Below are 17036 nucleotides of genomic sequence, written 5' to 3' on the forward strand. Positions count from 1 at the left end.
ATTTTTTTACCTATTGTCGCGCCAGGTTGAAACGTTTTCAGATTCGCAGCAAGTAAAACGTGGAAAGGTTACCCATAAATTATTTTTATGGTTTTCATTTCAGTTAATTAGCTTCTCTGGTGGAGTAAGGTCAAGATGGCAGAAATCACTCAAACTCGGGTGGATATCATTTCCCGTGCAAATGGTACGCTCATTTCACAGGTCGATGGCGTCTCAGCACAAACGATTACCCTCAGTGAACCCAGCGTTGTCCGTATTAACGGCACACGTGAAGTGGTGACGCAATTTCAACGGCAGGGTGATGACCTTATCGTTCAGATGCGTGACGGCAGCACGGTTCGCTATAAAAACTTCTTTCTGGATGATGCTGCCGGCGATCACAGTGAACTGGTGTTTGACGATGGTGTGAATCCCCCAGAGCATGCGCTTTTCCCCACGGCGGTTGACGCAACAGATTACGCCGCCACAACCATGACGCCCACCTATGAATCTCTCGACAGTGTCGATCCCCTTCTCCTGGCTGATAACAGCAATATTTCTACCGGACTAATGACCGCCAGCGGTGTGGGCCTGCTTGGTCTGGCGGGCGTTGCACTGGGTACCAGTCGGGGCGGAGGAGGAGGTGGTGGTGGTGACAATCCGGCCGCACCGGGAACGCCCGGTGCGCCAACGCTCACCGTCAACCCTTTCGCCGGGGATAACGTGCTGGACAACACCGAGAAGGCGTCAGATCAAACGCTTTCGGGCACCACAACCAATGTGGAGGCAGGCCAGACCGTCACCGTGACGCTGGGCGGACAGACCTACACCACCACGGTAGGAACAGACGGCAGCTGGAGCGTGACGGTGCCGGCGGCGGCGCTGCAGGCGCTGGCGGCGGGCACGGCGACCATCGCGGTCACGGTGAGCAACGCGGCGGGCACCGCAGCCACGACTACCGAAACCATCACCGTGGAGGCGCCGGTGACCTCGCCGGGCGATCCGACGGTAACCCTTGCGCCCTTTGCCGGGGACAACATTCTGGACAACGCGGAGAAGGCCACGGATCAGACCGTCTCGGGCATCACCGCCAACGTGGAGCCGGGCCAGACCGTGACCGTGACCCTGGGCGGACAGACCTACACCGCCACGGTGGGCCAGGACGGCAGCTGGAGCGTGACGGTGCCGGCGGCGGCGCTGCAGGCGCTGGCGGCGGGCACGGCGACCATTGAGGCGACGGTGAGCAACGCGGCGGGCACCGCAGCCACCCAGACCCAGGCCATCACCGTGGAAGCGCCGGTGACCTCGCCGGGCGATCCGACGGTGACCCTCGCGCCCTTTGCCGGGGACAACATTCTGGACAACGCGGAGAAGGCCACGGATCAGACCGTCTCGGGCATCACCGCCAACGTCGAGCCGGGCCAGACCGTGACCGTGACGCTCGGCGGACAGACCTACACCGCCACGGTGGGCCAGGACGGCAGCTGGAGCGTGACGGTGCCGGCGGCGGCGCTGCAGGCGCTGGCGGCGGGCACAACGACCATTGAGGCGACGGTGAGCAACGCGGCGGGCACCGCAGCCACCCAGACCCAGGCCATCACCGTGGAAGCGCCGGTGACCTCGCCGGGCGATCCGACGGTAACCCTTGCGCCCTTTGCCGGGGACAACATTCTGGACAACGCGGAGAAGGCCACGGATCAGACCGTTTCGGGCATCACCGCCAACGTCGAGCCGGGCCAGACCGTGACCGTGACGCTGGGCGGACAGACCTACACCGCCACGGTGGGCCAGGACGGCAGCTGGAGCGTGACGGTGCCGGCGGCGGCGCTGCAGGCGCTGGCGGCAGGCACAACGACCATTGAGGCGACGGTGAGCAACGCGGCGGGCACCGCAGCCACCCAGACCCAGGCCATCACCGTGGAAGCGCCGGTGACCTCGCCGGGCGATCCGACGGTGACCCTCGCGCCCTTTGCCGGGGACAACATTCTGGACAACGCGGAGAAGGCCACGGATCAGACCGTCTCGGGCATCACCGCCAACGTGGAGCCGGGCCAGACCGTGACCGTGACGCTGGGCGGGCAGACCTACACCGCCACGGTGGGTCAGGACGGCGGCTGGAGCGTGACGGTGCCGTCCGCGGCGCTGCAGGCGCTGGCGGCGGGCACGGTGACCATCGAGGCGACGGTGAGCAACGCGGCGGGCACCGCGACCACCCAGACCCAGGCCATCTCCGTGGAGGCGCCGGCAACACAGCCCGGCGATCCGACGGTGACCCTCGCGCCGTTTGCCGGGGACAACATTCTGGACAACGCGGAGAAGGCCACGGATCAGACCGTCTCGGGCATCACCGCCAACGTCGAGCCGGGCCAGACCGTGACCGTGACCCTGGGCGGACAGACCTACACCGCCACGGTGGGCCAGGACGGCAGCTGGAGCGTGACGGTGCCGGCGGCGGCGCTGCAGGCGCTGGCGGCAGGCACAACGACCATTGAGGCGACGGTGAGCAACGCGGCGGGCACCGCGACCACCCAGACCCAGGCCATCACCGTTGAAGCGCCGGTGACCTCGCCGGGCGAACCGACGGTGACCCTCGCGCCGTTTGCCGGGGACAACATTCTGGACAACGCGGAGAAGGCCACGGATCAGACCGTCTCGGGCATCACCGCCAACGTCGAGCCGGGCCAGACCGTGACCGTGACCCTGGGCGGGCAGACCTACACCGCCACGGTGGGCCAGGACGGCAGCTGGAGCGTGACGGTGCCGGCGGCGGCGCTGCAGGCGCTGGCGGCGGGCACGGCGACCATTGAGGCGACGGTGAGCAACGCGGCGGGCACCGCGGCCACGACTGCCGAAACCATCACCGTGGAGGCACCGGCAACACAGCCCGGCGATCCGACGGTGGCTCTTGCGCCCTTTGCCGGGGACAACGTACTGGATAACGACGAAAAAACGTCGGATCAGCTCATTTCAGGCGTTACCAGCAACGTGGAGCCGGGCCAGACCGTGGCCGTGACACTGGGCGGGCAGACCTACACCGCCACGGTGGGTCAGGACGGCGGCTGGAGCGTGACAGTGACGGCGGCGGCGCTGCAGGCGCTGGCGGCGGGCACGGCAACCATTGAGGCGACGGTGAGCAACGCGGCGGGCACCGCAGCCACCCAGACCCAGGCCATCACCGTGGAAGCGCCGGTGACCTCGCCGGGCGATCCGACGGTGACCCTTGCGCCGTTTGCCGGGGACAACGTACTGGATAACGACGAAAAAACGTCGGATCAGCTCATTTCAGGCGTTACCAGCAACGTGGAGCCGGGCCAGACCGTGACCGTGACGCTGGGCGGGCAGACCTACACCGCCACGGTGGGTCAGGACGGCGGCTGGAGCGTGACGGTGCCGGCGGCGGCGCTGCAGGCGCTGGCGGCGGGCACGGCGACCATCGAGGCGACGGTGAGCAACGCGGCGGGCACCGCAGCCACGACTGCCGAAACCATCACTGTGGAGGCACCGGCAACACAGCCTGGCGATCCGACGTTGACCGTCGATCCTTTCGCCGGAGACAACGTGCTGGATAATGCAGAAAAAGCAACGGATCAGATTCTGTCCGGCACCACCGTCAATGTGGAGCCGGGCCAGACCGTGACCGTGACCCTGGGCGGGCAGACCTATACTACCACGGTGGGCCAGGACGGCGGCTGGAGCGTGACGGTGCCGTCGTCAGCGCTGGGCGCATTAGCGGCGGGCACGACGACAATTGCCGTCAGCGTGGCTAACAATGCCGGAGACATCGCGACGGGCAACCAGGACATTATCGTTGAACCCGCAGCGGGGACGCCGGGATCGCTGACGATTACCCAACCGCTGGGCGGAGATGGTTTTATTAATGCGCTGGAAGCCAGCCAGGGCGTTATCGTTAAGGGTGCGTTCCTTGGTGGGACACCGGGTCAGCAGATTGCGGTTAACTTTAACGGTGTCAATTACAACGGTACCGTAGATGGCGACGGATTATGGTCGGTCACGATGCCTGCAGCCGCTTTTGACGGCGTAGCAGACGGGCTGAAATCGATTACCGTCAGCACCGTGGATGCTAACGGTAACCTTGTGACCGGCACAGCTGACGTGATCCTGCAGGCCACAACATTGCCTGCTGTTAACCTCGACAGCGGCGCGATCAGCGATGGTGTCCTTAATAATCTGGACGCCGCCAGTGATCAGGTACTGAGCGGGAATACCGGCATTACCGGTGACGGACAACAGGTACAGATTCAACTCGGCGGCAACACCTACAACGTTCCGGTTAATACGGACGGCAGCTGGAGTACGACGATTCCTGCCACCGATCTGTCTGCCTTACCGCAGGGGAATAACCCATTGGTTGTCAGTGTGGTTGATCAGGCTGGCAACGTGGTTACCCAGACAAATAACCTCACGGTGGATACTCAGTCACCTGTGCTGGGCGTTGATCCCGTGGGCGGCGATAACACGCTAAGCGTCAGCGATCTGACACAGCCACTGATCCTGAATGGTACCGGCCAGAATGGCGATCAGGTCACACTCTCGCTCAACGGCAGATTTTACCGGACGCTGGTGGCCTCTAATGGCCGCTGGTCTTTGAGAGTTGACCAGTCTGATCTCGCTGCATTACCGTCAGGCAGCAATCCGTTTACGGTCACGGTGACGAATGCCAATGGCAGCCAGACGACGTTCACCAGCGATCTGAATGTCGCGACGGCACCAGAAGTCCAGCCTACGATTACGGTTAATTCGGGTAGTTTTGCTGGCGATGGCATTCTGGATGGTGCCGAACAGCAGCAGCCACAAACCCTTACCGGCACCACAACCAATGTTGAGGCGGGACAACAGGTTAGCGTTACCCTGAATGGCGTGACCTACACGGGGACAGTAGAGCCCAACGGTAACTGGCAAATCACGCTGCCGTCCACCGCATTGTCCGGCTTGCCGAATGGTGCGCAGACGCTGACCGTTGAGGTCGTAAACGCCGTCGGGAACACCAGCAGTGCCGAGCTGGCCTTTACGGTGGACAATACGGGCAGCAGCGTTGCGCTGTCGCCTGTAGGGACAAATAACTACCTCAATGTTGAGGATGTGGCCAGCGATGTCGTGTTGAGTGGCACCACAATCAACATTCCTGCGGGCAGTCAGGTAACCGTTAGTGTTAATGGCACCAGCTATACCGGCACGGTCGATGCGCAGGGCAACTGGACGGTGACGCTGCCTGCCGGTTCACTGGCTGAACTGCCAAACGGTGCTCTGCCGGTCATTACCACTATCACCGATGCCGGTGGTAACACGCTTGCCACCAATACAACGAATATTAACGTCTTTGCTACCGATCTGCCGATCGCAACGGCTGGCGTCGCCTTTGGTGATGGCGTGCTGAATGGCGCTGAAGCCACGGCCAACGGCACGATTACGGGCAACAGCGGTGTGACCGGTGCCGGGCAAGGCGTTGTCGTCAACTTCAATGGGGTTGACTATAACGGCACGGTAGATGGTGCAGGTAACTGGCAGGTGAGCATTCCGTCAGGCATCCTCGCTGCGCTGGATCAGGGAACGGTACCTTATACCGTCACGCTCACCGATATTGCCGGCAACACCAGTACGGCCTCTGGCTCCGTCACGGTGGATACCGTGCCGCCGGTGCTGCAGGTTGCCACGCCTTCTGGCGATGGCGTACTCAACGCCACGGAAATTCAGCAGCCTCTTGTGCTGACCGGCACCAGTGAAAACGGTGCGACCATCGTTGCCTCGTTTAATGGTACAACCGTCACAACAACGGCTAATACAGATGGCACCTGGACGCTGAACGTACCGGATGCTGCGTTGAGTGGATTGTCTGACGGTAGCTATACCTTAACGGTGACGGCGACAGACAGTGCCGGTAACGTCTCTACCAATACCAGTAACCTGACGGTAAAAGCGGATGCGGCTTCGCTGCCAACGTTAACCCTGAATTCCTTCGCAGGCGATAATGTCGTCGATGGCGCAGAGCGTCAGGTCAGTCAGGTGCTGTCCGGCACCACCACGAATGTCGAGCAGGGTCAGACCGTCACCCTCACTGTAGGCAGCGATGTTTTCAGCGGCACAGTATTGGGGGATGGCACCTGGCAACTGACTGTTCCGGCAGAGATCCTCGCTTCGCTGGCTGACGGCAGCGCCAGTTACACCGTGGCCGTCAGTGATGCCGCAGGCAATACCGCCACTGGCAGTCTGGATCTGACGCTCAACAGCAATGCCTCAGGCATCGCGCTGGCCCCCCTGAGCGACGATAACTATCTGAATGCCGGTGAGGCAACCGACCCGCTGATTGTTAGCGGAACCACGGTCAATGTCGCGCCCGACAGCACGGTTACGCTGGTGTTCAATGGTGTCACGTATACCGGCACGGTTTCAGCCACCGGAACCTGGAACATTGTGATCCCACCTGCCGATCTGGCAAGCCTGACGGATGGGCTGACCACGTTGACCGTATCGGCTACGGATACCACGGGGGCCGTACTCAGCAGCTCAGGCACGCTGAACGTGGCCATTAACAATGTACCCAACCCTGTCGTTATTAATGCTTTTGATGGCGGCGTGATTAATGCAGACGATGTCACCAGTGCGCAGGCGCTGAACGGCACAACTGGCGTGAGTGGCGTTGGGCAAACCGTTAACGTCACCTTTAACGGTAATATTTACAGCGGAACCGTGGACGCAAACGGCAACTGGCGCGTTACGCTGCCTGCTGATGCGCTTACCGCTCTGACTGAGGGCAGCACCGGCTATACGGTGACGGTCACGGATGCGGCCAGTAACAGCCGTTCCGTTGCGGGCACTGTCGAGGTGGATCTCACCCCGCCAGGCCTGACGCTGGATCCGGTGACAGGTGATGATGTTGTCGACCCGACCGAGAGCACCGGACCGATTGTGCTCAGCGGCAGCAGTGATGCCGGGGAAGGTCAGGTGGTAACGATCGCCTTAAACAATCAGGTATGGACCACGGCAGTTGACGCCGAAGGCAACTGGAGCTTTACATTGCCCGCTGGCGCACTGGAAGGTATTCCCGCAGGCAGCTATGCACTGGCCGTGACCGTCAGCGATCTGGCCGGAAACAGCGTGACAGAAACCCGCGAGATTACCGTATCAACGAACAGTCTGCCGATCAGTATCGTTACACCTTTCACAGACGGCTATCTGAACCAGATCGAGTCCACGACTGACCAGACACTCAGCGGCACCACCGGCGCTTCTGGCGCAGGTCAGACCGTCACGGTGACCGTGGGGGGAAATGATTACAGCGCGACAGTGGATGCACAGGGTAACTGGTCTCTGACTCTGGGTAGTGATGTCCTTCAGGCACTGACAGAAGGCGTCAATCCCATTGTCGTCAATGTGACTGACGCGGCGGGTAACACGGGCAGCCTGGACAGTAACATCACCGTGGATTTCACACCGCCTGAACTGACTCTGACGCCGGTTACCGGAGATAATCAAATCAATGCAGTGGAGGTGCTGCAGACCATTCCGGTTTCCGGCACGGCATCGCTGGCTGATGAAGGGCAAACGGTTACCGTGACCTTACAAGGCCAGACTTATCAGACGCTGGTGCTTCAGGATGGAAGCTGGCAGGTCAATATTCCTGCCAGCGTCATGCAGGGCTTACCGGATGGCACGTATGCGTTGGATATTACCCTGACAGATGCGGCGGGTAACCAGACCACGCTGACGCAAAATCTGACCCGCGTCGCCGACAGCGCGTCATTGCCCGTGCTGACAGTCGATACCGTCAGCGGCGATAACTTGCTGAACCGGGCAGAAGCCGCTGCCGATTTCACCATCAGCGGTGGCAGCACGAACCTGACGGCGGGGCAGGTTGTGACTGTCATCCTGAACGGTCAGAGCTACACCGGTGCCGTACAGGCAGACGGCAGCTGGAACGTGACCGTTCCTGCGGGTGATGCTGGCGCGCTGCCAGATGGTGCGTTGTCTGTGGTGGTGGTGGCGAGCGATACGGCGGGCAATCCTGCCAGCAGCACTGCCAGCCTCACTGTCATCGCCAGCGAGGCGGCGCAGCCAACGCTTAGCGTAGATGTAGTGGCAGCGGACGACATCATCAACGCAACCGAAGCCGGAACGGCGCTGGAGGTGACGGGCAGCAGCAGGCTACTGGCAGAAGGGACGCCTGTTACGCTGACCGTTAACGGTATTGCGTACCCGACCACCATTGATGCCAACGGCAACTGGCGCGTAACCGTGCCCGCCGATGCCCTTGCTGATCTGCCGTCCGGGACAGAACAAGCCTTTGTGGTGACGGCGAATGATGCTGCGGGCAATCCTGCGGAGGCCAGCCATAATGTCGCCATCGAAACGACCCTGCCACCGCTGGTCGATATTACCCTGAGCGCAGGCACGTCGCTGAATCAGGCCGAATCGCTCCAGGATCTGACGGTCACCGGTAACAGTGCGCCTGGCGCACAGATTAGCGTGACGCTAAATCAAATCAGTTACACCGCCCTGGCCGACGGAAACGGTGCCTGGACGCTGGTCATCCCGGCAGCGGATCTGCAAGCGCTGACTGATGGTGTTCAGACTGTCATCGTGACGGCAACGGACACCAGCGGTAACGTCGCGACCGACAGCAGTACGACGCTGGATGTGGCGATCAGAAACGTACCTGTCCTGACGCTGGACGTCCCGTTTGGCGATGGCCTGCTGAGTCAGGCAGAGGCTGCGGGTGCGTTGACGCTGACGGGCACAGCCACCAATCTGGCCGAAGGCAGCGAAATCACCGTCACAATTGGGGATCAAGCCTTTACCACGACGGTCGCTGCCAACGGTATCTGGACGCTCAATCTGGCACCGGACGCGCTCAGCGGTTTACCCGATGGCGTGACACAGGTGCAGGTGACGGCCAGTGATGTGGCGGGCAATCCGGCAGAAGCATCCGTCGGCGTTGAGATCTTACTGACGCCACCAGCGACGCCAACGGTTGCGGAAACGCTGTTTGGCGACAACGTCATCAATGCCAGTGAAGCTGCGTCAGTACAGCTGATTAACGGCACCACACCACTGAGCGACGGGCAAACCGTGAACGTGACTGTGGACGGCACACCGCTGACGGTATCCGTTGACGCCCAGGGTAACTGGACAGCCAGCCTGACGCCGGAAGTCATGGCGGGGCTGGCCGATGGCAGCCATACCCTGAGTATCGTGACGACCGATCGGGCAGGCAATACCTCGGTGACGACCACACAGGATTTCACGACGGCAACCGCACCGATTGCCGCGCCTACGCTTGATACGCCGTTTGGCGATGGACGCATTAACGCGGCCGAGGCGCAGGCTGGCGGTAGCCTGAGTGGCGATCTGAATAATGATAACGCCGCCGCCGTGACCGTTACGGTCAACGGGACGCTCTATGCGGCTGCCATTAACGGCGACGGCACCTGGTCACTGGATCTGCCCGCGAGCGTCCTGCAAACGCTGCCGGATGGGACCTGGCCGGTGACGATCACCGTCACCGACGTGAATGGCAATACGGCCAGCACCGTTGACAACATCATTGTCGCTGTGCAAACGCTGCCGAATGTGAGTCTCAATCTGCCGTTTGGCGATGGTGCGCTGAATGCCACTGAGGCGACACAGGACCAGACCCTGACCGGTACCACCGGCATCAGTGGCGCGGGGCAAACCGTCACGGTGGTGATCAGCGGCTTCAACAATGACGAACCGCTGAATGCGGTCGTGCAGAATGACGGAAGCTGGTCGCTCACGCTGACCCCGGATCAGATGGCGCAAATTCCTAACGGCAGCCATGTCATTACGGTGAGTGCAGCCGATAGTGCGGGGAACACCGACAACACCACATTAAACGTGGTGACCGCGGTGACGGCGCCCGTGCCGACTTTTGCGGCCACGCAGTTTGGTGGCGACAATGTGCTGAGCATCAGTGAGGCCGCCGCTGGCGTCACGCTGACGGGGACGACGGGCAGCAGCGGCGCAAATCAGGCCGTCAGCATTATCGTGAATCTGGACGGCATCAGCTATCCCGGCACGGTCGATAACGATGGCAACTGGAGCGTGACGATTCCGCCTAATGCGTTAAATTCGTTGGGGAGCGGTCAGTATACCGTCACCGTTAACGTCGTTGATGCTACTGGCAACCCGGGTACTGCCCAGTTTAACTTCACGGCCGATCTGACGACACCGGTGCCAACCGTGGCCCCGCTCGCCCGCGACGGTTTTATTAATTCAGCGGATGTCGCGAATGGCGTCACCCTGACCGGTAGCACAGGGGAACCCGGTGAAGGGCAGACGGTTGTGGTCACCTTAGGAGGGACAAGCTTCGATGCGGTGGTACAGGCAGATGGCAGCTGGACATTAGCCCTGAGCACAGCCGATCTGCAAGGTTATACCGACGGAAATTACAGTCTTTCTGTGGTCGCGACGGATGCGGCTGGCAACAGTGCCACCCTTACAGAGACGCTGACCATTGATACTACCGCACCTGTGATCACCACGGTGGCCTTTGCAGGAGATGACGGACTGGATTACGCCGAAAGTGTTCAGCCGCAGGTGCTGAGTGGCGTAGTAACAGGGGCTGAAATCGGGGCTTCGTTGACCGTTTCCCTTGCGGGCACGGTGCTGGGCACGGGCATCGTTGGGGCAGACGGAAGCTGGAGCCTCACACTGACGCCTGAACAAATGCGTGACTTTACGCAGCCGACTACCACACTGACGCTGACCGTCAGCGATCAGGCCGGTAACCCGGCGACGCAGGAACTGTCGGTTCCGGTTGATCTGACGCCACCGCCGGGACCGCTGGTCACGCTGGGCACCGTATCGGGTGACAACATCATCAGTACGGTCGATCAGGCAAATGGTGTCGTGCTGAGCGGAACATCGCAAAACCTGGGTGCTACCGGCGAGGTCAGCATTGTCATCAACGGGACCCCTTACGCCACCACGCTGGATGCGAACGGCAACTGGACGACAGAAGCGCTGTCCGTCGCCGATTTCGGCACCACCGACGGGCCGGTCACCATTACGGTCAACGCGACCAATGGTTCGGAAACCGTCACGGCCACTGGCACCGTGCAGTTGGATCTGACACCGCCGTCACTCACTATCAATGACTTTGCGGGTGACAATGTCATTAACGACGGCGAAACTCAGGTACGCCAGACCATCAGCGGTACCTCGGACACCAGTGAGGCGGGCCGCGCAGTAACGGTGACGCTCAACGGCAAAACCTACACCGCCGTCGTGCAGACTGACGGCACCTGGTCAACCAGTGTACCGGCCAGTGATATGCAGGCACTCGCCGAGGGTCAAACGGTCATCAATGCCCAGCTCAGCGATGCTGCGGGCAACGTGACTTCCGTCGACCGCACCGTGACTGTAGATACGACCGCACCATTGATTCAGACTGACGCCTTCCTGGGCGACAACCTGATTAATGCAGCCGATATCACAACCAGTCAGGTCCTGAGCGGTCGCACAACGGGCGCAGAAGAGGGCCAAACCATTTCCCTGTTCGTGGGTGATGGTGCGCCGATCGCTACGGCGGTTATCGGTGCTGACGGTGCCTGGAGCATTGACTTAACGCCTGACGTGCTGGCCAGCCTTAACGATGGTCCGCTGGTCTTTGGTCTTCGTGTCAGCGATGTTGCAGGCAACCAAACCGATGCGACGATCACCGTCAACAAGGTGGTGAACGCGGCGTTAAATCTGGTGGTCGACTCTGTGTTTGGTGACGGCACACTCAGTGCGATCGATACCACGATTGCACAGACCATTACCGGCACGGCCACATCGGCCGGCGTGGGCGCGACCGTCGCGGTCACGATTGGTGGCACAACGCTGACCAGCGCGGTCGGACAGGATGGCAAATGGGCCATTGTGGTTCCACCGAATGTACTGGGTTTGATCAGTGATGGTCAGCTGGCGCTGGACGTCACCCTGACAGATGCTGCGGGCAACGTCCGTACCGTGGGGGAAACCGTGACGGCGATTGTCGATGCCGTACCCGTTGTGGGAACCCTGACCGGCCTGTTTGGTGGCGACAACTTGCTGAATATTGCCGAAGCGGCCGTCAACCAACAGATTGGCGGTACGATCGAAAATGCGGCGGCGGGATCGCAGGTGACGGTGACGTTAGGCACCCGCACCTACACCACCGCAGTGGGCGCCAATGGAAGCTGGAGTCTGACGCTGCCTGCTGCCGACCTGACGGCGCTGACGGCGGGTAACCAGACACTGGGCGTCAGCGTGGTTGATGCTGTCGGCAACGTGGCCAGCAACAGTACCACCATTGGCATTTTCACCCAGACGCCGACTATCAGTCTGACCTCACTGTTCGGTGATGGTGTGCTTAACCTGGCCGACATTGCGACCAGCCAGACGCTCAGCGGCGTGGTCAACAACGTCGCAGCAGGTTCGACAGTCACGCTTACGGTAGGCGCCTCGCAGATTAACGCAGTGGTGGGAGCGAACGGCACCTTCTCCGCAACGGTGACGCCAGATATCCTCGGCACGCTGGCGCAGGGCAACCTCACCATCGGGGCAACGGTTACCGATGCTGCCGGGAATACGGCCTCGACCAGCGCGGGCATTCGCGTCGATACCGTGGTACCAACCATTACCCTCAATCCGCTGTTTGGGGATACGTTGCTGAACGTAGCTGATGCCCTGGCGGGGCAGACGATTAGCGGCGCGGTAACCGGGGCGGAAGCTGGATCTCGCGTGGTTGTGACGATTGCGGGCCAGCAGCTCGTGACCGTCACCGATGCCAGCGGCAACTTCAGCCTCGGCTTAACGCCGACTTTGCTGAAAGGCTTGTCCGACGGCACGCTCACTGTAAGCGTCAGCGTCACCGATGCCGCAGGCAATACCAGCAGCAGCTCGGCCACGGCGACCGTAGGCATTAACAATTTGCCGAAAGTGACGCTGAACCCGCTCTTTGGCGACGGTGTGCTTAATATTGCCGAGTCGCTCGTGACGCAGACCATTACGGGGACCGCAACCGGCGTGGCGGCGGGCAGCACCGTGCGCCTGGCGATTGGCAACACCACGGCGACGGCGGTGGTGAATGCGGATGGCACGTTCTCTGCTTCGTTAAGCCCGGCGGTTCTTTCGACATTGCTTGGCGGCAACTTTACGGTCAGTGCATCGGTAACGGATGCGGTCGGTAACACCACCTCCACCAGCGCAGGCGTGCAGCTGGCCGTGACGCAGCCAACTCTGACGGTCAATACGGTGTTTGGCGACGGTGTCCTGAGCGCCGCAGACCTTTCAACTAACCAGACCATCAGTGGGTCGTCGTCACTGTCAGCGGGCGCAACCGTCAGCGCCACGTTAAACGGCGTGACCTACTCCACCAAAGTGGTGAGCGGCGGTGGGTGGACGATCAGCGTACCGAAGGCCGATCTGCTGAGCATCAGCGATGGTGCGAAAACTGTTGCCGTGACAGGGACCGACCTTAACGGTAATACCGTGTCCGGTTCGGGCAACCTGAGCGTCATCAGTAACAGTACGCCGGCGTTAACCATTACCTCCCTGTTTGGTGACAACGCGTTGAGCGTCGCAGATGTGAAAACCACGCAGACGATTAGCGGGACGGCCACTAACGCGGAAGGATCGCTGGTGCAGGTCACCATCGGTACCCAGACCTTTACTACGTCGGTAAACAGTAACGGGACCTGGAGCCTGCCGATCTCCGCAACAAACCTGGCGGCGATTGCGGACGGACTCTATACCGTTACCGCCAGCGTCACCAATGGTATCGGCAACAGCGGCAGCGCGTCTGCTTCGCTGGGCGTCGCCAGCCGCAGTACGCCGACCGTTGGGGTGAACAGCTACTTTGGCGGTGATGGTTATCTGAACATCTCTGAATCCAATATTGCTGAAACCATCAGCGGCACCAGCAGTAATGCTGTCGGCGGGAGCGTGACCGTTAACGTGGCAGGTAATATTCTGACCACCACTGTAGGCGCAAACGGCACCTGGAGCGTTAGCGTACCGTCAGCCACACTGAAAGGCATATCGGACGGCAGCCATTCGGTCGCGGTCACTGTCACGGATATCGGCGGTAACAGCACCACGACGACCAGTGCCTTTACCGCGTTGTCGCACAACCAGCCTGTCGTCGGGGTGGATCCGGTGCTCAGCGTCGTGACCGCACTGTTGACGGGTTTGACGGTGCAGGGCGGATCGCTGAACGCAGCCCAAGGTTCCAGAGTCAGCGTGACGCTGCTGCTGGCGAACGGCAGTAACGGGCCAACCATCAATACGACTACCGATGCTCTGGGACGTTACTCGGCTAATTTTGCCTCGTCACTGCTTTCTGTAGGGGGACTCTTGCTGTCAGTGAATACGCTGGCGAAAGTGACCATTACGGATGTGGCCGGTAACAGCTTTACCACCACAAACACGCTGTTGCTGGGGTCATTGTTGCCTGCCACGACCACGCTGTCGGCGGAGTCGTTTGCCACCTTCGCGGTGTCGGACGAAAGTGTTACGGCGGCCAGTCTGGAAACGCAGCATCACAGTCAGTCTGGCGAGGAAACAGCACCGGCGCTCCATGCCGTCTCTACACTGACCACGGAAGCCGATACGGTGGTGCCGACCAGCAGTACCGAGTCGGTGAATGTCGCGGAGCAAGCCGTTGTCGTGCCTGAAACCCCCATAACGGAGGAGGCTTACAGTATTGGTGGGGTGGTGATTACGCTGGAAGATGGCAGACAGATTGAAGGGGCGACGGTAAGCGGCAGCAGTGGTGCCGATACCGTGACCGTCAACGATCTGAATTTCAGCCATATTGATGGCGGTGCCGGTACCGATACCCTGGTGCTGGGCGGTGATCACATCACGCTGGATCTGACTGCGCTTGGCCTGAAAGTCGAAAACATTGAAATTCTCGATCTGGGTAAAAGTGGCACCAATTCGGTCAAACTTGATCTGAATGAGGCGCTTACGCTTACAGACAACCAGAGCGATGATTTGATGATTAAAGGCGCAGACGGCAGTCAGGTCACGCTGGTCAATAGCGATGGTGGCGTTTGGGAAATCAGTGGTGAGCGTATGCTGAATGGCCAGGCCTATGAGGTCTACCATAATTCGGCGCTTGCCAATGACAACACGCTGGGTGATGTGCTGGTCCAGCATAACCTGCAGGTCGCCATCGTCTAAACGGTGCAGTTTGATGGTTACACGCAGAACACAGCGGGTGCGCAAGCACCCGCTTTTTTAATCCGTTTTAACTGACCGTACCGCAGTTAATGCGCCGCATTCGATAGTGCATGTCGGTCATCCTTCCCCCAGGCGGAGGACTGGCACGGGATAAAGCGGTATATAACGTCACGCCCTGTCCTGACGCCTCGTCCTTCAACGGATAGAGTAATTCCTTAACTTTATTAACTGGCAGGTTGTTTACTTATGCTAATGAATTTTTGGGATTGAATTTGGCTAAAAAAACAGCTTTCAGACGAGATATTTGATAACTGGCGATTTTTATCATGAACCTCTCGCCGATTTATACTATTAATATTAACGCGCGCTTAGCGGTAGGCTTTCAAAAACATAAATTAAATTAACAATAAAGTGCGTGTTCTGCTGTCGCATTGCTGTTTTTTACGCCCCAAATCACCAGGTAATCCTCTAACGATGATAAACAGCCCTGTTGGTATGAAGAATGAAGAACGCGCGTCTGGTCCTGATCTGTTGTGCCTTAAATGGCATGGTACTCCCTGCAGCCCTGGCTGCGCCTTTACCCGAAGCCGAATTTAACTGGCGTGCCGCGCCCAGTGAAGAACAGGTGGCAACCTTAACCCTGCGTGAGGCGATTCTGCGCGCGTTTGCCCGCAATCCGAAGATTTCGGAAGCGGCCGCTCAGATTTACGTAGGGGAAGGGGATCTCAGTGCGGCCCAGAGCGCCTGGTATCCCCAGATATCGCTTCAGGGCGCAGCGGGGCGCTCACATCAGACGGATTCCTCCGGCAGTCTGAACAACAACGGCTCTGGCGGCATTATGCTCAGTCAGCTCCTGTACGATTTTGGCCGCACCAACGGTGCCATTGATGAACAGCATGCCCTTTCAGAGGCATATCGCTTTGGCCTGTTCGATGCCATGACGCAGGCCGCGAAAGATACGTTACAGGCCTATCTTGAGGTCAAACGCTATCAGTCACTTGCCATAACGGCCCAGACAAACATCGCGTCGCTTGAGCATGTTCGCGAAATTGCCAAAATGCGGGCGGATGCCGGTCTCAATTCTCAGTCCGATGTATTGCAGGCGGAAACCCGCATTGCTGCGATGCAGGCGACTCGTGAACAGTATCTGGCACAGCTTCGCTCGGCCAAAGCCCAGCTTACGGTCTTGACCGGCGTGGTACCGGCGACGCTGCCTGAACTTCCTCAGGCGCTGCTCAGGCAGCAGGTCACTCTTGATCGTATTGCCTATGAAAACAGCGCCTCGGTGCGCAGCGCGCAGTCTAAGCAGGAAGCCGCGCGTGAGCGGGTAAGGCAGGCCCAGTCTGGCCACTGGCCCAGTATCAAAGTGCAGGCGGGCCGGACGCGTTATGAAAACGATCAACGCTCATACTGGGACGACGAAGTGCAGCTCCAGGTTGAGGCGCCGCTCTATCAGGGCGGGCTGGTCAATGCCAAAACGCAGGCCGCCGAGGGTGAGCGTCTGGCCGCACAGGCGGCGGTGCAGCAAGCCAAACTGGCCATTAATCAAAGCGCCTCCACGGCTTACGCCGATATGATTGGCGCCCAGCAACGCCAGCAGGCGGGGGAAGTGCAACTGGCCAGCGCGGAGCACACGCGCAATGTTTACGCCGACGAATACCGGCTCAGCAAACGTAGCCTGAACGATCTGCTCAGCGTTGAGCAGGATGTCTTTCAGGCCGACAGTTCCCGCATCATCGCCCTCTACGACGGCTGGGATGCCACCGTCCGCTATGCGGCCGCCGTTGACAACCTGCTCGATATCATGGGCATCGACCGCCAGAAAAACAGTGGCGATCTTCTTCCTTCGCTGCAATAGCCAGTCTGCACTA

At 60.2% G+C, this 17036-nt stretch carries 2 protein-coding genes; both read left to right on the forward strand.

Annotated features, from left to right (window positions below; translation table 11 throughout):
- Positions 1 to 135: 135 nt before the first annotated feature.
- Entirely contained in the window at positions 136 to 15165 is a 15030-nt protein-coding gene (locus tag C1N59_RS06825; RefSeq protein ID WP_394550452.1) for an Ig-like domain-containing protein, read from the forward strand.
- A gap of 502 nt (positions 15166 to 15667) precedes the next feature.
- Complete coding sequence (locus tag C1N59_RS06830; RefSeq protein ID WP_039338185.1) at positions 15668 to 17023, forward strand: TolC family outer membrane protein; 1356 nt, start codon at positions 15668 to 15670, stop codon at positions 17021 to 17023.
- Positions 17024 to 17036 lie beyond the last annotated feature (13 nt).

It is taken from the genome of Pantoea sp. SGAir0183, assembly GCF_043545505.1.